Origin of the sequence: Microbacterium sp. As-52, from assembly GCF_049949185.1 — a bacterium.
Taxonomy (GTDB): Bacteria; Actinomycetota; Actinomycetes; order Actinomycetales; family Microbacteriaceae; genus Microbacterium; species Microbacterium maritypicum_A.
Genome location: NZ_CP188171.1, coordinates 1113881 through 1135910, shown reverse-complemented (window position 1 = coordinate 1135910; position 22030 = coordinate 1113881). Strand labels below are relative to the sequence as shown.

Below are 22030 nucleotides of genomic sequence, written 5' to 3'. Positions count from 1 at the left end.
CCCTCATGACAATGACCCCCGAGCAGGCCGCCTGGTTCCAGGGCACCTTCCAGCGCCTCGTCGAGAACATCGACAAGGCCGTGCAGGGCAAGCAGGAGATCGTCGGCCTCGTGCTGGCCTCGATGCTCGCCGAGGGCCACGTGCTCCTCGAGGATGCACCGGGAACGGGCAAGACCAGCCTCGCCAAGGCGCTGGCCGCGACCGTGCAGGGCACCAGCGCGCGCATCCAGTTCACGCCCGACCTGCTGCCGTCCGATGTCACCGGCGTGACGATCTACGATCAGCAGTCGCACCGCTTCGAGTTCCACAAGGGCCCGATCTTCGCGTCGATCGTGCTCGCCGACGAGATCAACCGCGCATCGCCCAAGACCCAGTCGGCGCTGCTCGAGGTCATGGAGGAGTCGCGCGTCACAGTCGACGGCGTCACGCACGAGGCTGGTCGCCCCTTCCTCGTGATCGCGACGCAGAACCCCATCGAGCAGGCGGGCACCTACAAGCTGCCCGAGGCGCAGCTCGACCGCTTCCTGATCAAGACGTCGATCGGCTACCCCGACCTCGCCGTGACCGAGAGCATCCTCGCCGGTGCCTCTGACCGCAACCCCTCGGCCGGCCTGTCCGCGGTCATCACGACGAGTGCGGTGGCCGATATGGCCGACCTCGCCGCGACCGTGCACGTCGAGCCCGCCGTGCTCCGCTACGTGGCCGAGCTCGCCGAGGCCACGCGCGAGGACGGCGCCATCCGCCTCGGCGTCTCGGTGCGCGGGGCGATCGCGATGGTGCGCATGGCCAAGGTGTGGGCAGCGGCCCAGGGGCGCCACTTCGTGCTTCCCGACGACATCAAGGCCCTCGCCCGCCCGGTCTGGCAGCACCGCCTGCTTCTCGACGCCGAGGCCGAGTTCGCCGGCACCAGCAGCGACGCCGTGATCGCCCGTGTTCTCGACGCGGTGGCAGCGCCTCAGGCCCGAGTGGCGGCCTGATGACCGCGGAGGCCCTTCCGGTGTCGACGCCGCAGATGGAGCGCGACGCCGGTTGGCGTGACATCGCGGCCGTCCTCGGTGCGCGCGCCCTGACGCGCCTCCGCAAGATCACCTCCGCCGTCCGCCCGCTCGCCTGGGTGCTGATGGCCCTCGCCGTCGGCTTCTGGGTGCTCGGCCAGACCGCCGGGTGGGCGGAGTTCACCATCGCCGCCGTCGTCATCGCGATCGCCGTGGTCCTGTGCGCGCTGTTCCTCATCGGCCGCACCGCCTACGACGTCGCGCTCGACCTCGCCCGCACCCGTGTGGTCGTGGGAGAGCGCGCGGTCGGTGCCCTGACCCTCGCCAACCGCGGCACCAGGGCCATCCTCCCGTCTCGTGTGGTGCTCCCGGTCGGTGCCGGACGCGGCGAGTTCGGCATCCAGCGACTCGCGCCGGGGGAGGAGGCGGAGGAACTCTTCGCGATCCCCACCCAGAAGCGCGGCGTGGTCAAAGTGGGGCCGGTGAGCGTCGTGCGCGGCGACCCGCTGGGCCTGTTCGAGCGGGCTCACCGTCGTGACGACCCTGTCGACCTCTTCGTGCACCCGCGCACCGTGCTGTTCGACGGTCAGTCGCTCGGCTACCTGCGCGACCTCGAAGGGCTTCCCGCAGCGGATCTGTCTCGCGACGATGTCTCGTTCCACGCCCTCCTGGAGTACCAGCCGGGCGACGACCTGCGTCACGTGCACTGGCGGTCGACGGCCCGCACCGGCACCATGATGGTCCGGCAGTACGAGGAGACCCGACGCTCGCACTTCGTGATCGGGCTCTCGCGCTCGCTCGCCGACTACGCCACCGAAGACGACTTCGAGCTCGGGGTCTCGGCTGCGGGGTCGATCGGCCTGCGCGCTCTGCGCGACTCTCAGCGCGTCGACATGCGCGTGCAGGGCCGGGAGCTTCCCGCGGGCACCGGCAAGCAGCTGCTCGACTCGCTCTCGGCCGTGGAGAACAGCAAGCCGAAGGAGGGTGGCATCGCCGAGCTCGCGGGCGTCGTGGCCGCCACCATGCCGTTGGCGAGCGTGGTGGTCCTGGTCTGCGGCGCTCGGGTGAAGTCCGACGATCTCCGCCTCGCGTGCGCGCGTCTGCCGTTCGGCGCCCGTGTCCTCGTCGTGGTCGCCGACACCACGGCCTCCGCCCCGGCGCTGCGCCGCATCGGCGATGCCGACGTCGTCACGGTGGGTGCGCTCGAACAGGTCCCGCTCGCTCTGCAGAAGGTGCTCGCATGACCGGGTCCTCCGTCGCGTTCGGCGACCTCCCCCTCCGCCGTTGGATCCTCGACCTGGGAGCGACGGCGCTCCTGGTCCTCACGGCCCTCGTGGGCTTCTGGCCGACGTTCGCCGGTCCGTCGTTCCTGCCCGCCGCCATCGGTGGAATCCTGATCGGCCTGGCGATCGCGGTCATCACGACCTGGCGTCATTGGGGCATCCTGATCATCGCGGGTCTCACGATCGCCGCGTACTTCGTGTTCGGCGGAGCTTTCGCTCTGCCGCAGACGTCGATCCTCGGCTTCATCCCGACCATCGAGACGCTGCAGAAGCTCGCGCTCGGGACGGTCACCGCGTGGAAGCAGATGCTCACCACGGTCGCCCCCGTCGCGGCGGCCGACGGACACCTCGTCGTCCCGTTCCTGCTGGCGCTGGTCGTCACCACCGTGACCGCCTCCCTCGCGCTCCGGCTGTCGCAGGTGGCGTGGGCCCTGATCCCGGCCGGCGTGCTGCTCATGCTGGTGATCGCGCTCGGCACGCCCGAACCCGCGTTCCCGCTCGTGCAGGGACTCGTGTTCGCGGTCGTGAGCATGTCGTGGCTCGCCCTTCGCCAGTTGTGGGCACCGCAGAACACGGCGATCTCCGTCAGCGAGGTCGATCCCTCCCGCGCCGCGCACATGCGCACCCGGCGTCTGCTCGCCGGGGTGGCCGTGTTGGCGATCGCCGGCGGCGCGGGGGTGGCCACGAGCGCCGTCGCGAACCCGGCGCAGCCACGACACGTGTTCCGCGACGTGATCATCCCGCCGTTCGACATCCGGGATTACCCGAGCCCCCTGCAGGCGTTCCGGAAGAACGTGCGCGACGAGGCGGACCAGACGCTGTTCACGGTGCAGGGCCTGCCCAAGGGCGCGCGCGTGCGCACCGCGGTCATGGACCAGTTCGACGGGATGGTCTACAACGTCACCGACGGCGGGCCCACCTCGTCGAGCGCCTTCAGCCCCCTGCGCTCGAACATGTCGCCGGATGCCGAGGGCCTCCCGGTGACGCTCAACGTCGAGATCGGTGCGTATCGCGGAGTATGGATGCCCACCGCGGGCGAGCTGTCCGAGATCAGGTTCTCCGGCGACGATGCCGAGCAGCTGCGCCGCGGCACCTACGTGAACACCGAGACGGGTACCGCCGTCTCCACCACGAAGCTGACGAAGGGTGACGAGTACACGGTGGATGCCGTGATGCCGAACGTACCCGACGACGAGCAGCTCGCCGAGGTGCCGTTCGGCAAGGTGTCGATGCCGAAGCCGAGCAACGTGCCGGAAGAGCTCACGGCCCTCGCCGCCGAGACCATCGCCGGTGCCGAGACGCCGATCGAACGGGTGCGGGCCCTCGAGAACTTCCTCTCCAAGGAGGGCTTCTTCAGCCACGGGCTCGAGGGCGAGGTCATCTCCCGCGCCGGCCACACCGCCGAGCGCATCTCGACGCTCGTCGGCGGGGAGCAGATGATCGGTGACGACGAGCAGTACGCCGTCGCCATGGCGCTGCTCGCCGGGCAGGTCGACATCCCCGCCCGGGTGGTCATGGGCTATTACCCCGACGAGGACAAGGCAGGCGAAGCCACGTTCGCCGCCACCGGCGACAACGTGCACGCCTGGGTCGAGGTCAACTTCGAGGGACTCGGGTGGATGGCGTTCAACCCCACCCCGCCCGAAGACCAGGTGCCGAACGACCAGAACACCAAGCCGCGCGTCGACCCGAAGCCGCAGGTGCTGCAGCCGCCCCCTCCGCCGCAGGAACCCGTCGACCTGCCACCCACCCTGCCCGACGACCGCGAGGCCGAGGACGAGAGTCTGAACCTCGCGGGCATCATCGGGGCGATCCTCGTGATCGGCGGCATCTCCCTCGGAGTGATCGCACTGCTGGCATCGCCCTTCATCGTGATCGGCGCGTGGAAGGCGGCGAAGCGTCGGTCCCGCCGCGCGGCCGCGCGCACCGCCGACCGCATCAGCGGCGGCTGGGACGAGCTCACCGACCGTGCCGTCGACTACGGCGCCCGCATCCCTCCCGGACGCACGCGGATCGAAGAGGCGGCGGTCGTGGCGTCGTCGCTCACGGTCCCGCAGGTCACCGCCCTCGCCGAGCGGGCCGACGCCGACGTGTTCGGCCCCGCCGAGCCGAGCCCGGAGGATGTCGAGTCCTTCTGGCACGAGGTCGACGACATCGTCGGCGGACTGGGCAAGGAGGCCGGCTTCTGGAAGCGCCTCCAGGCGCGACTGAGCGTCCGCTCCCTGATCGGCGGCACCGCCATCTCGAACGGATTCCAGAACCTGAAGGACGCGGCGGCCGTGCGCGTCCGCCGCGAACCTGGCACCATCAAGAACAGCACGACGCCCCCGTCCCCCGAGAGCGAGACCTCATGACGCAGCCCGCGCCCGACCAGATCGCGCCGGTCTCCCGTCGCGCCGTCGCCTATCTCATCGACGCCTTGATCGCCGGGGGCCTCGCGATCGTGCTCGGCGGCGGACTCCTCGTCGCCGTGTCGCTCGCCGGCAGCGTCGAGGCCGGCCTCGGAGTCCTGCTGATCGGCGGCCCCGTGGTGGGCCTGGTGCTGCTCGGCTGGTTCTTCGTCTACACGGTGATGCAGGCGGGGGCCGGCTCGATCGGCATGCGCGCTCAGAGTCTGAAGCTCGCCTCGGCCGCGGACGGGAGTCCGCTCGGCTTCGGACGCACGCTGCTGCGCAACGTCATCTTCGGCCTCGCCGCCTCCGTCGTCGTGGGGTACTTCACCCCGCTCTTCGACGGCTCCGGACGGTTCCAGGGGTGGCACGACAAGGTCGCCGGATCCCTGATGCTGGACGCGCGGGTACCGGCGCCCGTCAGGGCGGACGCCGCGGCGCCCGCTTCGGCTCCGACGGTGCGGGGAGCCGCGGTCGCGCCGGCTGCGGCTCCGACGGCGCAGGCGCCAGCGATCCCCGGTCTCCCGCAGCCGCCGGCAGCAGCCCCGGCTGCGCCCGCCTCTCCGGCACCGGCCTCCATCCCTCCGCGACCGGCCGCCCCCGCGGCGCCCGTCGCCGAGGCAGGATCGCTCATCGCCTTCGTTCCCGGCATCACGCAGGACGCCCCCGTGCGGTCCGCGCCGGCGGTGGAGCCCGAACCCGAGATCGACGCGACCATCCAGCAGCACCCGGTGGCTCCCGTCGCACCGCCTGCGCCGCCAGTGCCCCCGGTGCCGGCAGCCGCGCCTGTCCCGGACGCCTCGGCTGTTCCTGCGGCTCCCTCCTCGGCTCCCTCCTCGGCGGTCGTCGAGGAGGACGATCTCGAGGACACCAGGATCAGTGTTCCGGGGCATCGCCTCGTCTTCACCTGGGATGACGGCACGCGAGTATCCGTCTCACGACGCACGGTGTTCGGGCGCAACCCTGCCCCGGAAGAGGGAGCCACGCTCGTCCCCGTGCGCGACGAGACGCTCTCCCTCTCGAAGACGCACTTCGAGGCCGCAGCGGAGACGTCGGGCGGGTGGGTGATGGATCGCCACTCCACGAACGGCATGACCATCGTGCGCGCAGGACAGCGGATCGCCTGCCCCGCGGGGCAACGCGTGCCCGTGCGTCTGGGCGACGCCATCGAGATCGGCGACCGCATCGTCACGATCGGCGGCTACGCGTGAGGCCGGGACTCATCGTCTCGACCGGATCCGCGACGCATCCGGGGCTTCGGCGTGCGCTGAACGAGGACGCACATCTGGCGGCCGCTCCGATCTTCCTGGTCGCCGACGGAATGGGTGGCCACGAGGCCGGAGAGCGCGCGAGCGCCGCCGTGATCGCCGAGTTCGCGCGGTACATCGGACGTTCGGCGCTCGTGCTCGACGATGTCCGCCACGCGCTGTCGCTCTCGAGGGAGAGCGTGGAGGAGCTGTCCACCTCCGGCAACGGCCGCGCGGGGACCACTCTCAGCGGAGTGGTGATCGCGTCTGTCGACGGTATGGGGTATTGGCTCGCGCTCAACATCGGAGACTCGCGCACCTACCGCTTCGCCGACGGCGAGCTCGAGCAGATCAGCGTCGACCACTCCGTGGTGCAGGAGCTGATCGAGTCGGGCGAGCTCACGACCGAGGACGCCGTCTCCGATCGACGCCGCAACATCATCACCCGGGCCATCGGCGCGAGCAGCACGGGAGACGCCGACTACTGGATGTTCCCCGCAGAACTGGGCGACCGCATCCTGGTGTGCTCCGACGGACTCACCTCCGAGGTGCCGGACGCGCGCATCCGCGAGGTTCTGAACGCCGAGTCGGATCCGCAGCGGGCCGCTGATGTGCTCGTCGACGAGGCCGTCAGCGCCGGGGGCAGGGACAACATCACCGTCCTCGTCGTCGATGCCGTCTCCGTCGCCTCACGGCCGGGCACGCTGATGGCCACCGACACGGACATCGACCAGGACACACGTCCACGAGAAGCCGCAGCAGGAGGGGTTCGCTGATGCAGACCATCTACCGACCGGGACAGTGGTACCTGATCGTCATCCCGGGAGCGCTCGTCGCGCTGCCCCCCGACGTCCCGGGCGATGTCGTCGCGCGGCTGTGGGAGCGGATGCCGGAGGAGAAGACGCTCGCGACGGTCGTCGATGTGCTCACCGCACACGCGGGAGGCTCGTTCACGTCGCTGCCGTCCTTCGTCGCCGCCGTCGCCGAAGGTGCCGATGTGCGCATCGCCCTGCGAGGCACGGTCTCCGCCCAGGTCGCGACCCCGACCGACTCGTTCGAGCTGTCCGGCGCTGAGGTCACGACCTGGAACGAGCGATTCCTCGGCGGTGCGTCGAAGATCGAGATCACCGTCGAGGCCCCGACCGACGCCGACGGCCTGCCCGTGCAGAGCGGCATCGTGCGTGCCGCGGCCGTGAGCGCCGAGCTCGAGCCGAGCGACGCCGATCCGCTCACCTCCGTGCTCGGGCCGTCGCCCGTGGTCGGCGCCGTGCTCTCGGAACCGGCTCTGCCCGAGGCCGTCGCCGCCGAGCCGGTCGTGCCGGAGCCCGAAGCAGAGCCCGAGGCGAAGCCGGAGCCCGAGCCCGAGCCCGAACCCGATCCGGAGCCCGAGGCCGAGGAGCCGCTTCCCCTCATCGAAGACGCCTTCCTGCCGCCCACGGAGGTGACGCTCGCGCCACCGGTCGACGACGACTTCGACCAGCTGTGGGGTGCCACCGTGCACTCGGTCGGCGGGGCGGCACCGGTGGTGCCGGTCCCCGTCGAGGGCGACCACGACGGCGCCACCGTCTCGGCAGCGGACCTCCGTGCCCTCCGCCAGCAGCCGCCGGTCGCGAACGACGCGCCGACGGAGGTGCTCGATGTGGCGCCGGCGCCGGCCGTGGCCTCGGTCGGCCGCATCCGGCTCTCCACCGGTCAGGTGGCCGCCCTCGACCGCACCGTGATCATCGGGCGCCGGCCACGGTCGACACGTGCCAGCGGGGCGAACCTCCCGCACCTGATCGCCGTCGAGAGCCCCCAGCAGGACATCTCACGCAGCCACCTCGAGGTCAGGCCGGAAGGCGACACCGTGGTGGTCATCGACCTGCACACCACCAACGGGTCCACGCTCCTGCGCCCGGGCGCCGATCCCGTGCGGTTGCACCCCGGGGAGCAGACGCTGGTGCTCTCCGGCGATGTCGTCGACCTCGGCGACGGCGTGACCGTCGCCTTCGAGGATCTCCCGTGACGCGTCGCCCGTCGCCGCCGCCGGATCTTCCCGGCTTCACCTATGTGGAGCCGTTGGGCACCGGTGGCTTCGCCGACGTGTTCCTCTACGAGCAGGAGATGCCTCGCCGCCGCGTCGCGGTGAAGGTCCTGCTCGCCGATCGCATCTCGAGCGGCGCCGCGCAGGAGTTCGCCGATGAGGCGAACGTCATGGCCATGCTCTCGACGCACCCCGCGATCGTCACGATCTACCAGGCCGGGGTCGCCGGCGACGGGCGCCCCTATCTGGTGATGGAGTACTGCCCGCGGCCGAACCTCCAGCTGCGCGCACGGAAGGACCCGTTCTCCGTCGCCGAGGCTCTCCGGGTCGGCGTGCAGGTGGCCGGCGCTGTCGAGACGGCGCACCGCGCAGGCGTGCTGCACCGCGACATCAAGCCCGCCAACATCCTCGTCACCGAGTACAACCGGCCGGCGCTCACCGATTTCGGCATCGCGTCGACGACGGGCGCGACGGGTGAGGCGTCGGGCATGTCGATCCCGTGGTCGCCACCGGAGTCGTTCGCCGAGCCGCCCCAGAGCGGGCCGCGCACGGACGTGTGGGCGCTGGGGGCGACGCTGTACACCCTGCTCGCCGGACGATCACCGTTCGAGCGCCCCGGGGAACGGAACTCCAGTGCCGACCTCATCGAGCGCATCGAGCGCGCCGCCCTGCCGTCTCTGAAGCGGCCGGACTCCCCGGAGAGCCTGCAACGACTCCTCGAGCGCTCGATGGCGAAGAATCCCGACGATCGCTTCCCGAGCGCCGTGGCGTTCGCGCGAGCGCTGCAGAAGGTGCAGATCGAGCTCTCCCACTCGGTGACCCCGATCGACATCGTCGACGATCACCCGCCGGCGGAAGACCTCGACGACGACGGCGACGGTCTCACCCGGGTGCGGGAGATCGTCAGCATCGATCCCGACATGGCCTCGTTCACCCGCCCGTCGGCGACGACGCAGCGGAAGGAGCCTCCGGCCGCGCTGCAGGGGGTGCCGCGCTTCGACGCGCCGGTCGCCCAGGAAGCGGCGGTCGAGCAGACGCAGCTGCGCACGCCGTCTCCCGGTGCTGCACCTCCGACCGTGCCGGGCGCCGACGACCGGACCATCGCCCGTGCGCCGATGGTCGTGGCCCCGGACGCCGCCGTGCCGCCGACGATGGTTCCCGGAGTCCCCGTCGAGGCCCCGGTCGCACCCGAGCCGCCCCGCAGTCGGAAGGGGCTGTGGATCACCCTCGCCGCCGCGGGAGTCGTGCTCGTGATCGGCGGCATCGTCGGACTCAACCTCCTGGTCGCGGGTATCGCGCCCGAACCGCAGGAGACCGCGGAAGCCGTCGATCCGAAGGACGTCGGAACGGATGTGGTGCCGAAGGTGACGGAGCTCGCCGGGACGCGACAGGGCGAACAGGTGGTCTTCACCTGGACGAACCCGAGCCCGCTCGACGGCGATTCGTACATCTGGACCCCGGTGGCGGTCTCGGGCGAGGTCGATCCCCAGCAGACGCCGGATCCGACCGCCACGGTGCCCGCCGCGGCGGGGACCGTCTGCATCGATGTGATGCTGCGACGCGACGACGGGCGCGCGTCCGAGACCGTGCGGGGGTGCGTGGAGTGAGTGGTGAAGGCGGCGTGACCGTCGAGTTCGCGGGGGAGTACTTCCCGGTCCGTCGGGGCGGGCGGTTCATCGTCGGGCGCGAGGGAGATCTCGAGCTCGACGACAACCTGTTCCTGCACCGGCACTTCCTGGAGATCACCGACGCCGACGGGTTGTGGTGGCTGTCGAACGTCGGCACGCGACTCACGGCGACCGTGACCGATTCGGCCGGTGGCGTGCAGGCCTGGCTCGCTCCCGGTGCCCGCCTTCCGCTGGTCTTCGAGACCACGACCATCGTGTTCAGCGCGGGACCGACGACCTACGAACTCACCTTGCATGCGGCGGAGCCGACGTTCCGTGCGACCAGGCGCGAGCACGACGACGGGGGTGCCTCCACGATCGGCGACGTCCCGTTGACCCTCAGCCAGAAGCTCCTCATCCTCGCGCTGGCGGAGCCGCAGTTGCGCAGGGACGGTACGGGTATGAGCGAGATCCCGACGTCGGCGAAGGCCGCGGAGCGCCTCGGCTGGACCGTCACCCGCTTCAACCGCAAGCTCGACAACGTGTGCGACAAGTTCGACCGGATCGGTGTGCCCGGAATGCGCGGCGGACAACGCAGCTTCGCGACCAACAGACGTGCGCGCCTGGTGGAGCACGTGATCGCGTCGCGACTGGTCGGCAAGAGCGACCTGCCGTTGCTCGACACCGCGCACGCCGTCGACGAGGTCGAGGGAGAGCAGGAGTGATCTGGGAGATCGACGACCACGCTCCCGAGGTCGAAGGGCTCGACGCGCACGGACGCCCGGATCCCGCGTACGCGGAGGCCCTCGGGCTCCGCACAGCAGGGCGAGGGCCGCGCGTGCTCGCCGCGCTGATCGAGTGGGCGGTGGCCGTGCTCATCGCGCTTCCGGCGATCGTCGCGCTCACCCCGGTTCTGGCGCAGGTCGTGGCAGGGCGGTTCGACGCCGAGAAGTTCTTCGCCCGCGGTGACCTGGTGTGGCTCATCGTCGCGGCAGCCGTATCGCAGGGCCTGATGATCGCCTATATCGTCGTCCAGCTCGTCCTGCACGGACGCAAGGGAGTGACGCTCGGCAAGGCGATCTGCGGCATCCGCTCGGTGAACGTCCGGACCCTCGAGCGCCCCGGTTTCTGGCGCGGAGCCGTGGTCCGCTTCCTCGTCGCCTACGCCTCGCTCATCGTCCCGGTCATCGGTCCGGTGCTGGTGATCATGCTCTCCCCGCTGTTCGACATCGAGAGGCGAGGACGCGGCTGGCTCGATCTCGCTGCCGCGACCTGGTTCGTCGACGTGCGCGGCGGGTTGAATCCCTACGATGCGAAACGCATGCGCATCGCGCGCAAGCGCGTGAAGACGCCCGAACACGAGGAGAAGGCTCCGCTGCCGTCACTGGCGACGCCGGTGCATCGCGACGCGCCGGCCGAGTACGTCCCGAGTGCGCGCCTTTCCGGAGGCGTCATCGGTGCGCACCGCTCGGCCGCGGCGGCTGCGACGGAGCAGGCAGAGCCATCTGGAGCCGGCTCCATGGTGTCGGCGGCGCCGCCGTCGCTCGCGACGGGCGCACCGGCTCCGGCAACGTTCTCCCCGGCTCCCGCTCCGGCGCCCGCTCCGGCACCGGTCGCGGCGCCCGCCCCGCCCGCGGCGGAACCGCCCGCCCCGGCAGCACCTGCACCTGTACCTGCGTCTGCTGCGCCCGCTGCGCCCGCACCCGCGGGCGTCCGTGCGATCCTCGTGCTCGACACGGGCGAGCGCATCGAGGTGCGCGGCACCACGCTCTTCGGGCGGTCTCCGAGTGCGGCTGCCGGCGAGGGGGAGGCGCTGCTCGTGCCGGTGATCGACGACACTCGCTCGGTGTCCAAGACGCACATCGCGGTGATGCCGGCTCGACGAGGTGTCTTCGTCGTCGACCGGGCGTCGACCAACGGCAGCGCGATCATCCGGGGCGGTGCGGAGACGGTCCTCCCGGCCGGACACCCCGCCGAGCTGAAGACCGGCGACACGGTGCGCTTCGGCGACCGGTCCCTCCAGGTGGAGTGGGCATGACCCTGAGTAGTGAGATGCGCCCTCGGCGCGGTGAGGACGAGCGATGAGAGTCAAGCTGACCCTGCGTCGACCCGCAGCACCCCTGACCGATGTGGTCGTGATGGCCGACTCGACGGCGACGATCGCCGACGTCGCGCGTCAGATCGCCACGACCGACCCCGCACGCAGTATCGCCGCGGCTCCGGCCGACGTGCTCACTCTCTCGGTGGCGCCGCCGACCAGCGAGCAGCTCACCATGCTCAACCCCGACCTGCTCGTCGGTGACGCTCCGATCGGCTCCGGCTTCCTCGCCGAGGTGGTCAACGTCGGCCCGAACCGGGTATCGGTGGGAGGAGCCGGCACGCGCCCGGCCGCCGTGCTCACGGTCGTCGCCGGTCCCGCCGCGGGCCAGGAGTTCCCGCTGCCGATCGGTCACTTCCTGATCGGCCGTGATAGCGCGAACGACGTCACGATCGCTGATCCGCTGGTCTCGAAGCGGCACGCGCGTATCGAGGTCGCCGCGACCTTCGTCGAGCTGGTCGATCTGAACTCGGCGAACGGGATCCTCGTCGACGGCGGACTCGTGCAGCGGCTCCGCGTGATTCCCGGACAGAGCTTCGCGCTCGGCGACTGCGAGTTCGTCGTGCACATGGTGAGCGACTTCGACGGATCGGCCAGCGGCGACCCGGTGCTCGAGCGCGGGGGTGCTCTGATGTTCAATCGCAGCCCCCGCGTGGAGGAACGGTTCACGGGGCAGGAGCTGGATGAACCGCGCTACCCACGCGACCAGCCGTCTCGGCTCTTCCCCTGGCCCATGCTCGTCGCGCCGATCCTGTTGGCCGTGACGATGTTCAGCATCACGCAGCGTCCGGCCTCTCTGCTCATCGCCGCCGCCTCCCCGATGATGATGTTCGGCAACTTCATCTCCCAGAAGACCAACATCGGTCAGCGTCTGCGCAAGGAGGCGGAGTCGTTCGAGGAGCAGTTCGAGCGGCTCGAGGAGACGCTCTACCACTCGCACCCGAAGGAGCGGGAGGTGCGGCAGAACGAGGTTCCCGCCGTCGCCGTCGTGTTCGATGAGGCGATGCGCCTCGGACCCCTGCTGTGGACGCGTCGACCGGAGCACTGGAACTTCCTCGCCCTGCGCCTCGGCGTCTGCGAGAGCGAGGCGCGCACGCGCATCAAGCGCACCGAGACCCCGGAGGCGCTCGTCGAGTACGTCGAGCGCGTCGACCGCCTCGAGGAGCGGTACCGGATGATCGACGACGTCCCCATCCTGGAATCGCTCCAGAGCGTGGGATCCATCGGCGTCGCGGGGCCGACGTCGCTCGCGAGCGATGCGCTGCGCGGGATCGCGGTGCAGCTGTTCGGTACGCATTCCCCCAATGAGCTGGTGACCGTCGCCCTCACCGAGCCGGGCTGGGCGAACGAGCTCGACTGGCTCAAGTGGCTGCCGCACACCTCGAGCGAGCGCAACCCGTTCAAGGAGATGCCCCTCGCCGATTCCGCCTCGACGGGCACGGCGCTGCTCAGCGGCCTGGAGGAGATCGTGCTGCGTCGCTCGCGGGAATCGAAGTCCGCGCGGCCGCCGTACGGCGCCGACTGGGATCCGATGCGCTACGGGACCGACGTCAAGCGGGCAGCCGAGGACGCGACGTTCCCCGGCCAGACGGCCATCCTGGTGATCATCACGAACGACGCTCCCGTCGACCGGGCTCGACTGACCCAGATCCTGGAACGCGGCGCCGACGTCGGCGTGTACGCGCTCTTCGTCGCTCCGGTCGTCGAGGCGCTGCCCGCCGCGTGCCGCACGTTCGTCGATGTGAGCGCCGGCCTCGCCGATGCCGTGGTCGGTACCGTCCGCAGCGGCGTGGACTACCGCGGGGTGCAGGTCGAGGGCGTCTCGCACGCCTACATGACCATGTTCGCGAAGCGCCTCGCCCCGGTCGTCGACTCCAGCACGGTGATCGAGGATTCCTCCGACATCCCGAACTCCGTCAGCTTCCTCTCGCTGGTGGGCAACGAGGTCGCCGAGGATGCGAGCGCCGTGATCGACCGGTGGCGTCAGAACAACACCATCATCGATCGCTCCGGTGCTCCGCAGTCCCGACTCAAGAAGGCCGGAAACCTGCGCGCCATCATCGGGCAGTCGCAGACCGACGCGATGACCCTCGACCTGCGCACCCAGGGTCCGCACGCGCTCGTCGGCGGGACGACCGGTGCCGGCAAGAGCGAGTTCCTGCAGGCGTGGGTGCTCGGCATGGCCGCGGCCCACAGCCCCGATCGCGTCACATTCCTCTTCGTCGACTACAAGGGCGGTTCTGCGTTCGCGGACTGCGTCGATCTGCCGCACACCGTGGGGCTGGTCACCGACCTGAGCCCGCACCTGGTGCGTCGCGCCCTCACCAGCCTGCGCGCCGAGCTGCACCATCGCGAGCACCTCTTCAACCGCAAGAAGGCGAAGGACCTCCTCGAGCTCGAGAAGCGTCGCGATCCCGAGACGCCACCGGCCCTGGTGCTGGTGATCGACGAGTTCGCCGCGCTCGCCGGAGAAGTGCCGGAGTTCGTCGACGGCGTCGTCGACATCGCCCAGCGCGGTCGTTCCCTCGGCATCCACCTGATCATGGCGACCCAGCGCCCCGCGGGCGTCATCAAGGACAATCTGCGCGCGAACACGAACCTGCGCGTCGCGCTGCGGATGGCCGATGAATCCGACTCGAAAGATGTCGTGGACGATCCGGTGGCGGCGACGTTCCCGCCCTCGCTGCCCGGACGCGGCATCGCGAAGACCGGTCCGGGTCGCCTCGTGCCGTTCCAGTCCGCCTACGCGGGCGGGTGGACGACCGATGAGGCGCAGGTCGCCGAGGTCAAGGTCGCCGAACTCCGCTTCGGCTCGATCCAGACCTGGGAGGCCGAGCAGGCTCCGGAATCCGACTCCCACGATGAGGATCTCGGACCCAACGACCAGAAGCGCATCGTGGCGACACTCGTGAACGCGGCACGCGAGGCCCGCATCCCCGCGCCCCGGCGTCCGTGGCTCGACGACCTCGAGGGCGCCGTCGATCTGCGCGACCTCCCGGTGCTCGGCGACGGGCAGGTGCTGCTCGGCAAGATGGATGTCCCGGAGCGGCAGCTGCAGGAGCCCGCGTACTTCCATCCCGACAAGGACGGGTCGCTTCTCGTCTACGGGACCAGCGGATCGGGCAAATCGACGGTCCTGCGCACGATCGCGATCGCGGCGGGTTTCGAGCCCGCGCATTCGAACGTCGAGGTGTACGGCCTCGACTTCGGATCGGGTGCGCTGAAGAGCCTCGAGATGCTGCCCCACGTCGGCTCGATCATCTCCGGCGACGACTCCGAGCGCGTGCAGCGCGTGCTGCGTTCGCTGGCCGCCGTGCTCGACGACCGCGGCAAGCGCTTCAGCGCCGCCAACGCTTCCAGCCTGACCGAGTACCGGGAGATCACCGGAAAGGATGAGGCCCGCATCCTGATCCTGATCGACGGGTTCCCGCAGTTCCGCAGCGAGTGGGAGTCGACCACCGCGCGGATGCCGTTCTACCAGACGTTCATGCGCATTCTCGGAGAGGGGCGCCCGCTGGGCGTGCACGTGATCGCGAGCGCCGACCGTTCGGGCTCCGTGCCCACCGCGGTCAGCGCCAACGTGTCGCGGCGCGTGGTCCTGCGGCTCTCCGACGAATCCGGGTACGCGATGCTCAACGCGCCCAAGGACGTGCTCGACGAGCGTTCGGCTCCCGGTCGCGCGATCGTCGACGGGCGGGAGACGCAGATCGCGACGCTGGGCGGCACCCCGAACGTGGCTGAGCAGACCAAGCTGTTGGAACAGCACGCGACGGCTCTGCGCGCGGCCGGGGCGAGGGAGGTGCCGGAGATCGGCGCCCTGCCGACCCGCCTGTCCGTGCGCGATCTCCCGGATCGTCTGGGCGAGTTCCCGGTGCTCGGCGTCGCGGAGGACACGCTGGCCGCACGCGACTTCGACCCTGTCGGCACCTTCGTGGTCGCCGGTCCGCCATCGTCGGGCAAGACCACCGCGCTCAAGGGGATCATCACGTCGATACGGCGGTTCGACCCCGAGGTCAAGCTGTTCCACTTCGGCGGTCGCCGAGCCCAGCTCAAGGGCTACGTCGACTGGACGCGGAGCGCGGTCACCCCGGAGGACGCGAAAGAGCTCGCGAAGGAGATCGCCGAGATCGCCGTCGACGAAACCATTCCGGTGCGCATGCTCGTCATCGTCGAGGACGTGCCCCAGTTCGCGGACGGCCCCGCCGAACGCGAGATGAAGGCGCTCTTCCAGGCGATCAACCGGAGCGATCACCTGCTGGTGGGCGACGCCGACGTCACCCAGGTGACGAGCGGCTTCGGATTCATCGGCGACTTCAAAGCCGGGCGCAAGGGCATTGTTCTCAAGCCGGATGCGTTCGACGGCGATGCGATCTTCAAGGTCCCGTTCCCCAAGGTCAAGCGCACGGATTTCCCGGACGGTCGAGGCATCTTCGTACAAGCGGGACGCCAGGTCACGGTACAGCTGCCACTCATCGAAGGAGACACATGGACGCCAGTCCGCTGAGCGCGAACGCGCACACGCATCGGTTCCGAAGGAGGGGCGAACGATGACGGTCACCTTCGACGACGCCGCGCTGCGCGCGCGCGTGGATCCGGTGCGTGCGCGGCAGGAGAGCCGTGAGCGTGTGACGAGGGAGGGGCGCCGGTTCGGCGTGGTGCTCGGTTCCGGCTGGGTCGTCTTCCAATCGGTCGTGCTGGTCGTCGGCGCCGGTGCACTCGCGGCCCTGGCCGTCGTGGCCGTGCAGTTCATGTTCGGTGCCGACGGCGCCGATCTGACGACCGTCGTTCTGGCTGTGCTGATGGTGCTGCCGCTCGCGGTCGGCCGCATCCGATCCCACCTCCGGGGTCCGCGCGAGCGGGAGATCGAGGAGTACCGCCTCGAGCAGTTCACAGCGGCGAACGGACTCACCTATCGCACCGGCGAACTCGACCCTGAGCGGCCGGCAGCGTTGTTCGGAATCGGCACCTCGCGAGTCGCCAGCGACATCGTCTCCGGCCCGTCCCCGCGCCCGTTCGAGGCCGCGAACTACTCGTTCGACACCTGGGTCGCCCGCGCGCGCATGCCGCGGGTCGCGAACTACGTCGAGTTCGCGCTGACCGGCTCGCTGCCGCCGATGGTCCTCGTGACCAAGTCACCCGCAGTCGCGGCATCCGGATGGGAGCCGACCGCGCCGCAGGAGCGCGTGCAGATCGAGGGCGACTTCGCCGCGCGCTTCGAGGTCTTCACGACGCGGGCGACGGAGGAGCCGGTACGTCATCTGCTCTCTCCGGACGTGCAGGCGGCACTGACGGCGGTCGCCGAGCGGTGCGACGTCGAAGTCGTCGGCGACCGGGTCTACGTCATCGCCCGACGGCACCTCCCGATGGCTGAGCCCGCGTACTGGGAGTGGATCGAGGATCTCGCCGCGCTGGTGTCACTGCTGGAAGTCCGCGGACGCGCGGAGCAGACGGCGGGTGTCACGGAGGCGGATCCTGCTCGTCGCACGCGGCGGGAGGCTTTGTTCGCCGCTCCCAAGGGCGGGCGGGCGGCGGCTGTCGGCTGTCTCGTCCCGCTTCTCGTAGGTCTCGTGGCCGCCGCCCTGATCACCAAGATCACGACGGGCTAACAGCGACGGGTCACCCTGGGATGGGGAGTTGTCCCCATCGACCGAAGGGTGATTCTCTTCGTAGAGTTTGCATAGTCGGGGCGATCAGATCGCCGCGACGGACACTTTCAGGGGGCCGGCTCCGCAGCCGGTCCCTTCGATCTGAACGTTTCATGAGGGGGACGGACGTGGGTGACGGCGTCAAGCTGAAGTACGGAGATCTCGAGCCGTTGCAGACCGAATTGAAGAACATCATCGAGGAGTTCGAGCACGCCGGTTCGCGCAGCAACGATCTCGAGAGCGCCGTGGGCTCACCCTACGGCGAGCGTGCGCTGCGTGATGCGGCATCCGACTTCGAGGGGCGCTGGGACGACCGCCGTAAGCAGCTCATGGATGATTGCAAGACGGTCGAAGAGTACGTGGCTGCGGTGATCAAGGGATTCCAGGATTTCGACCGTGACGCCGCATCCAAGTCCGAGAACAGCGGAGGCTGACCGTGTACGAGTACATGCCCATGACCTCGCCGGCGGGTCACCCGATCGGCGCTCTGACCGGTGATGTGGAGGCGATCCGCGATCGGGGGAACTCGCTGCAGGATCTCGCGAACGCGATGAGCAACTCCGCGACGCTGCTGCAGCGCCTCGTCGACAACGGCGCCGACATGCAGGGCGAATCCGTCGACAAGCTCGCCGAGATCTCCGGAAAGATGCACGCCGAGCTCGGCCGCGCAGCCGACCTGTACGACGCCGTCGCGCCGCACATCGTGCAGTATGCGTCAGACCTCGAGACCTCGAAGGCCGCGATCGATCCGATCCTCGACGATCTCGAGACACTGTGGGCGACGTATCAGCAGAAGAAGGATGCCGCATCGTCGGCGGCTGCGCAGAGCCCCGACTATCCGACGGGCGCGGATGCCGACGACGATCAGGCGCGGCAGGCGGCGGAGGACGCGCGTGACGACGCAGCCGAGGCCGCATCGGGGGCGGCGAGCAGCGCGCGCGGCGACTGGGATGCGCGTGCCGGTGACTACGATCGCGAGTGGAACAGCTGGCACACCGCGTTCACCAACGCGGCCAGCAACATCCGTGAAGACACCTCCGACAAGATCGAAGACGGCTTCTGGGACAACGTGGACGGCTTCCTGCAGTTCATGTCCGACTTCCTGGCCGTCGCCGGCATCGTTCTCGCCGTGCTCGCGATCATCGTGGGTGGCCCGATCATCGCCGCCCTCGCCGCCATCGTCGCGGTCGCCACGCTGATCGTGGCCGTCGCGCGGTTGGCGAGGGGCAAGGGGTCGGTCATCGATGTCGTTTTCGGTGTCATCGGGGTCATCCCGCTGATCGGTCCCGCGATCAAGTTCGCGCGTGGTCCGATGGCGATGATCCGCGGCGCGGATTTCGGCGCCGACGGCATGCGGTTCTTCAACGCCGTCGCCGGGCGGGCTCCTCTGAGCACGCTCAGCCAGATCCGCGGCGGATTCACGACGGGTTTCGGCGAGTTCTCCGCTCGACTGTTCACGGGCAACGGCGCCGCGTCGTTCGCCGCGCAGATGACGGGGGTGCAGACGCTCGACATGGTGGGCAACGTCTTCGCTTCGCATTTCGCGATCGCCGGCGGTATCAAAGACAGCGCGGGCGGTGCGTGGTCGGGCACATTCGACCCGGATCAGAATCCGTTCTCGTGACCGACAGCGACGCGAGTCGCCCCATGGAAGACTGAGACGATGAGCAGCCTGCGCGCGGAACTGACGGGAAACTCCGGAACGATCATCCCGCCCTACCGGATGCTCCTCCCTCCGGGATGGGAGGCGTTCGACCTCAGCGAGGCGACCGAACGCGACCTGATCCGTCGGGCGGACGCGCGCCTGCGGGGTGCGCAGAACACGACTTTCGGGCCCGTCCTCGCAGGAAAGGTGCACGAGGCCCTCGAGGGACTGCGGGCACGCCAGGGCTTCGCGTATGCCTTCGCGGGAGAGGCGGCGCCGTCCTGGGCGATCGGTGCGGCGACCCTGGTCGGGCTCAAGCGTTCCTCGACGCCCGAAGCGACGCTGGAGCAGCTCGTCGAAAGCGCGATCCGCCACCACGCCGGCATCGCCATCGGTGAGGGTCAGCGCATCGTGCGGTGGACCGAGCGCCGTGAGGTGTCCCTCGACGGGGAAGACGTCGCGTCGCTGCTGATCAACTACCTGATCCCGATTCCGGGAACGAGGCTCACCGAGGCGGTGCAATGGACGGCCACCGTGACGCATGAGGCCGACCTTCCCGCCGATCACCCGAACCTCACGCTCTGGACGGCACTGTTCGACACCCACGTCAGCACCTTCACATGGACGGTGCGCTGATGGACCTCGCCCTCTCGTACGCGCCTGATCGCATCATCCCGATTCCTGGCGAACGACTCTCACCGCAAGAGCAGGTGACGTGGGCGCGTCAGACGGCGGAGGACTTCGCTCGCGATGCCGGTGCGCACTCCACGGTCGCGGCGCAGATCGAGACCGCCCTGCTCGCGGTGGCGGCGCAGGCCGACGATGACCGAAGGCTCCTGCTCGTCGTGGGCGTCGATGGCGGGGTCGTCGCACCGCTGATGATCTCTGTGATCACGCATGAACTCTCGCGTCAGGAGCAGGCGGACTTCCTCTGGTCGAGCACCGCGATCCTGCCCGTCACGCCGAGACTCACCGAAACCGACGCACTCGGCACCGGGTTCTCCTCCACCCTCGCGCAGCGGGAGAACGGTCTCGACTTCGCGACGCGCCGCTGGATCTTCTTCGGTGAGGGTACGACCGTGTGCGCGATGCTCGGTCCTGTCGTGCCCTACGGGATGGCGTTCGTCGAGCCGTTCGCCGAGGCTGTTCTCACCACTGCTTCGCTCAGCGATTTCGTCCCGCGGTCCGACCCCGAGCGTCTCGAAGAGCTCGTCTCCGCCGTGGTGCGCCCGGGGGACGACTGGGTGCTGAACGGCTGACCCCGCCCCGACACGCATCGAGCCCTGTGCGGGGATGGGGAGTTGTCCCCATCGACGGTGTTCGTGGGTGCGCCGTAGGGTGGGTGTTGTTCGGGCCGGAGGGGTCCGGTTCTCTCGATAGGCGGAGGTGTGGACGATGGCCGATTTCGGTGCGTCTTATGCGGAGATGGAGCAGGTGGCGTCGTCGCTGTCGCAGGCTCGTGATGACATTCAGGGTCAGTTGGACACGTTGAAGGGTCAGGTGGACACTCTTCTGGGTGAGGACTTCAAGACGCAGCATGCGTCGGGGAAGTTCGGTGAGGGGTACACGGAGTTGACGACGGGTCTGAAGACCGCGGTCGATGGCATCAACGACATGTCCGAGTCGCTGTTGGGCATGATGCGGGCGATCCAGGACCTGGACCAGCAGCTCGCCGGCAGCTGACACACGGCACGGTTTCACGAAGAGGGTCGACCACGACGGTCGGCCCTCTTCGTCGTTCGCGGGCGTTTACTCTGGGGGCATGAGCGCGTCTGACGCTGTCGAGGAGTTCGAACGCGATGTGTTGGAGGCGAACGTGCCCCTGGCCGCGCTGCACGAGGCGGCGGGAGTCTCGGGTGATGCGCGGATGCGGGTGCTCGCGACTCACGTCGCGTTCCCGTCTTGGCCGGGAGTCACATCCGCGAGCGCGTTGAGACACGCGGCGCAGGAAGCGGAAATCACCGCGGCGCTGGACGAGTATGCGTCCTCCGCTCGCCCGTTGCTCCGACCGGCAGACCAGGAGCGTTGGGAGCTGCTGGTCGCCGAGATGCAGCGCCGGAGTGGCGAGGGATTCCTCGCCGACGAGCTCGGGCGCAGCGCGGTGGGAGCCTCACTCCTGCGCGCGAAGCTCGGCGGTCGTCCGCATCGGGTGCAGCAGCGCGCCGGTATCGACTGCGCATGCGGCTATGCGGTCGATGGCCTCCTGCCGCAGAGGCTGTGTCCGGAGTGCTGCGACGTGCTCCTGCGGCGCTGGGTAGCGGAAGAACGGCGGCTGCTTCGGGCGATGCCCGCGTATGCGGAGGACGTCGCCCAGGTGATCGACGACGTCGCCCAGCAGCAGACGAAGGTATTCGAGAGCCACGGCGAGTATCTCGACTCCGAGGCCTTCGGCCGGAGGAAGGCCGGTGGACGACGCCTTGCCCGTCTGGGACGCAGACACCGGGCGGAGCTCGCCGGTGCCGATCTGCGACGGTGGACAAGCTTCATCGAGCCGCTTTCCCGTGCGTCCACGACGAGTCTGCGCTCCACGGTGCAGAAGGTGCACAAGCGCGGTCTCGGTGCGGCGGCGCTCACCGAACTCGGGGTGCGTGCAGACGCGGAGAGCATCAAGGCCTTCGTCAAGGATTCCGAGAAGCGCACGAAGAGCAGCAGGAGAGTGTGAGGCGCAGCCCGATGGGGAGTACTCCCCATCGCGTCGGGCGGAGCTTCCCCGTAACGTCGTAGCGTCCGGGAAGAAGGAGGGGGCCATGGCAGGCGAACGCATGCTCGTGCCGATCAGTGATCTGCAGACGACCAGCGAGAAGCTCGCGGCGATCGTGTCCGAGCTGGAGTCTGCGGCCGCGAAGCAGGACGACGTCGAGAACGCCGTCGGCAGGCCGTACGGGGACGGTCGCCTGAAGGACCGCTGCCACGACTTCGAGGGAAGCTGGAACGACAGCCGCGACAAGCTGCTGACCAAGCTCAAAGAGGTCGCCGATCGCGTCAAGGGCACGGTCGACGAGGTCACCAGCCTCGACAACGAGATGGCGACGTCGATGGAGCAGTCGGGGTCGGGGAACGCGCCGGGTGCCGGGCGTCAGCCAGCCGCGGTGTAGGG

Annotated in this window: 18 protein-coding genes; all 18 read left to right on the top strand. The window is 69.6% G+C overall.

All coding sequences use genetic code 11. The features are described 5' to 3' along the window. The first annotated feature begins 5 nt into the window (after window positions 1–5). The 18 genes from ACLFA2_RS05520 to ACLFA2_RS05435 all read left to right on the top strand — a co-directional run bounded on the left by ACLFA2_RS05520 (window position 6) and on the right by ACLFA2_RS05435 (window position 22028). The gene (locus ACLFA2_RS05520) at window positions 6–977 is read left to right on the top strand and encodes an AAA family ATPase (RefSeq protein WP_426622170.1); all 972 of its coding nucleotides are present in this window, start codon (window positions 6–8) and stop codon (window positions 975–977) included. Beyond that, window positions 977–2239, top strand: a complete 1263-nt coding sequence (locus ACLFA2_RS05515) for a DUF58 domain-containing protein (RefSeq protein ID WP_426622169.1) — start codon at window positions 977–979, stop codon at window positions 2237–2239. The genes ACLFA2_RS05520 and ACLFA2_RS05515 overlap by 1 nt, the downstream gene beginning before the upstream one ends. Continuing rightward, window positions 2236–4632, top strand: coding sequence for a transglutaminaseTgpA domain-containing protein (locus ACLFA2_RS05510; RefSeq protein ID WP_426622168.1), 2397 nt, complete (start codon window positions 2236–2238; stop codon window positions 4630–4632). Before ACLFA2_RS05515 ends, ACLFA2_RS05510 begins: the two co-directional genes overlap by 4 nt. Next, on the top strand, window positions 4629–5879 hold the full coding sequence (locus ACLFA2_RS05505) for an RDD family protein (protein ID WP_021198481.1): 1251 nt from the start codon (window positions 4629–4631) through the stop codon (window positions 5877–5879). The genes ACLFA2_RS05510 and ACLFA2_RS05505 overlap by 4 nt, the downstream gene beginning before the upstream one ends. Continuing rightward, window positions 5876–6691 (top strand): PP2C family protein-serine/threonine phosphatase, encoded by an 816-nt coding sequence (locus ACLFA2_RS05500; RefSeq protein WP_021198482.1) that lies wholly within the window; start codon window positions 5876–5878, stop codon window positions 6689–6691. The genes ACLFA2_RS05505 and ACLFA2_RS05500 overlap by 4 nt, the downstream gene beginning before the upstream one ends. After that, window positions 6691–7920 carry an FHA domain-containing protein gene (locus tag ACLFA2_RS05495; protein WP_426622167.1) on the top strand — a complete coding sequence of 410 codons (1230 nt, stop codon included), beginning with the start codon at window positions 6691–6693 and terminating at the stop codon, window positions 7918–7920. The genes ACLFA2_RS05500 and ACLFA2_RS05495 overlap by 1 nt, the downstream gene beginning before the upstream one ends. Next, a complete protein-coding gene (locus ACLFA2_RS05490; RefSeq protein WP_426622166.1) occupies window positions 7917–9545 on the top strand; it encodes a protein kinase domain-containing protein in 1629 nt (542 codons plus the stop codon). The genes ACLFA2_RS05495 and ACLFA2_RS05490 overlap by 4 nt, the downstream gene beginning before the upstream one ends. Before the next feature lie 14 nt (window positions 9546–9559). Further along, complete coding sequence (locus tag ACLFA2_RS05485; RefSeq protein WP_322957424.1) at window positions 9560–10270, top strand: hypothetical protein; 711 nt, start codon at window positions 9560–9562, stop codon at window positions 10268–10270. Then, window positions 10267–11583 carry an RDD family protein gene (locus ACLFA2_RS05480; RefSeq protein WP_426622165.1) on the top strand — a complete coding sequence of 439 codons (1317 nt, stop codon included), beginning with the start codon at window positions 10267–10269 and terminating at the stop codon, window positions 11581–11583. The genes ACLFA2_RS05485 and ACLFA2_RS05480 overlap by 4 nt, the downstream gene beginning before the upstream one ends. 43 nt (window positions 11584–11626) lie before the next feature. Further along, complete coding sequence (locus tag ACLFA2_RS05475) at window positions 11627–16147, top strand: FtsK/SpoIIIE domain-containing protein (protein WP_167254865.1); 4521 nt, start codon at window positions 11627–11629, stop codon at window positions 16145–16147. 43 nt (window positions 16148–16190) lie between these two features. Continuing rightward, window positions 16191–17249 carry a hypothetical protein gene (locus ACLFA2_RS05470; protein ID WP_029259846.1) on the top strand — a complete coding sequence of 353 codons (1059 nt, stop codon included), beginning with the start codon at window positions 16191–16193 and terminating at the stop codon, window positions 17247–17249. A 167-nt stretch (window positions 17250–17416) separates the two neighbouring features. Beyond that, window positions 17417–17722, top strand: coding sequence for a hypothetical protein (locus tag ACLFA2_RS05465; RefSeq protein WP_021198489.1), 306 nt, complete (start codon window positions 17417–17419; stop codon window positions 17720–17722). Between the two features lie 20 nt (window positions 17723–17742). Then, on the top strand, window positions 17743–18912 hold the full coding sequence (locus tag ACLFA2_RS05460) for a hypothetical protein (RefSeq protein ID WP_029259845.1): 1170 nt from the start codon (window positions 17743–17745) through the stop codon (window positions 18910–18912). 39 nt (window positions 18913–18951) lie between these two features. Then, a complete protein-coding gene (locus ACLFA2_RS05455) occupies window positions 18952–19569 on the top strand; it encodes a hypothetical protein (protein ID WP_021198491.1) in 618 nt (205 codons plus the stop codon). After that, window positions 19569–20192: a hypothetical protein gene (locus ACLFA2_RS05450; protein WP_136023791.1), complete on the top strand. Its 624-nt coding sequence runs from the start codon at window positions 19569–19571 to the stop codon at window positions 20190–20192. Before ACLFA2_RS05455 ends, ACLFA2_RS05450 begins: the two co-directional genes overlap by 1 nt. 136 nt (window positions 20193–20328) lie before the next feature. After that, on the top strand, window positions 20329–20616 hold the full coding sequence (locus tag ACLFA2_RS05445) for a WXG100 family type VII secretion target (protein ID WP_028501988.1): 288 nt from the start codon (window positions 20329–20331) through the stop codon (window positions 20614–20616). A gap of 79 nt (window positions 20617–20695) precedes the next feature. Next, the gene (locus ACLFA2_RS05440; RefSeq protein WP_426622164.1) at window positions 20696–21595 is read left to right on the top strand and encodes a hypothetical protein; all 900 of its coding nucleotides are present in this window, start codon (window positions 20696–20698) and stop codon (window positions 21593–21595) included. Window positions 21596–21680: 85 nt separating this feature from the next. After that, a complete protein-coding gene (locus ACLFA2_RS05435; RefSeq protein ID WP_021200029.1) occupies window positions 21681–22028 on the top strand; it encodes a hypothetical protein in 348 nt (115 codons plus the stop codon). Window positions 22029–22030: the final 2 nt, after the last annotated feature.

Excerpts from the sequence above, each read along its gene's own strand:
- ACLFA2_RS05520 (WP_426622170.1), top strand. The coding sequence starts at position 6 with ATGACAATGACCCCCGAGCAGGCCGCCTGGTTCCAGGGCACCTTCCAG.
- ACLFA2_RS05505 (WP_021198481.1), top strand. The coding sequence starts at position 4,629 with ATGACGCAGCCCGCGCCCGACCAGATCGCGCCGGTCTCCCGTCGCGCC.
- ACLFA2_RS05495 (WP_426622167.1), top strand. The coding sequence starts at position 6,691 with ATGCAGACCATCTACCGACCGGGACAGTGGTACCTGATCGTCATCCCG.
- ACLFA2_RS05460 (WP_029259845.1), top strand. The coding sequence starts at position 17,743 with ATGACCTCGCCGGCGGGTCACCCGATCGGCGCTCTGACCGGTGATGTG.
- ACLFA2_RS05475 (WP_167254865.1), top strand. The coding sequence starts at position 11,627 with ATGAGAGTCAAGCTGACCCTGCGTCGACCCGCAGCACCCCTGACCGAT.
- ACLFA2_RS05515 (WP_426622169.1), top strand. The coding sequence starts at position 977 with ATGACCGCGGAGGCCCTTCCGGTGTCGACGCCGCAGATGGAGCGCGAC.
- ACLFA2_RS05440 (WP_426622164.1), top strand. The coding sequence starts at position 20,696 with ATGAGCGCGTCTGACGCTGTCGAGGAGTTCGAACGCGATGTGTTGGAG.
- ACLFA2_RS05470 (WP_029259846.1), top strand. The coding sequence starts at position 16,191 with ATGACGGTCACCTTCGACGACGCCGCGCTGCGCGCGCGCGTGGATCCG.
- ACLFA2_RS05450 (WP_136023791.1), top strand. The coding sequence starts at position 19,569 with ATGGACCTCGCCCTCTCGTACGCGCCTGATCGCATCATCCCGATTCCT.
- ACLFA2_RS05455 (WP_021198491.1), top strand. The coding sequence starts at position 18,952 with ATGAGCAGCCTGCGCGCGGAACTGACGGGAAACTCCGGAACGATCATC.
- ACLFA2_RS05445 (WP_028501988.1), top strand. The coding sequence starts at position 20,329 with ATGGCCGATTTCGGTGCGTCTTATGCGGAGATGGAGCAGGTGGCGTCG.
- ACLFA2_RS05435 (WP_021200029.1), top strand. The coding sequence starts at position 21,681 with ATGGCAGGCGAACGCATGCTCGTGCCGATCAGTGATCTGCAGACGACC.
- ACLFA2_RS05510 (WP_426622168.1), top strand. The coding sequence starts at position 2,236 with ATGACCGGGTCCTCCGTCGCGTTCGGCGACCTCCCCCTCCGCCGTTGG.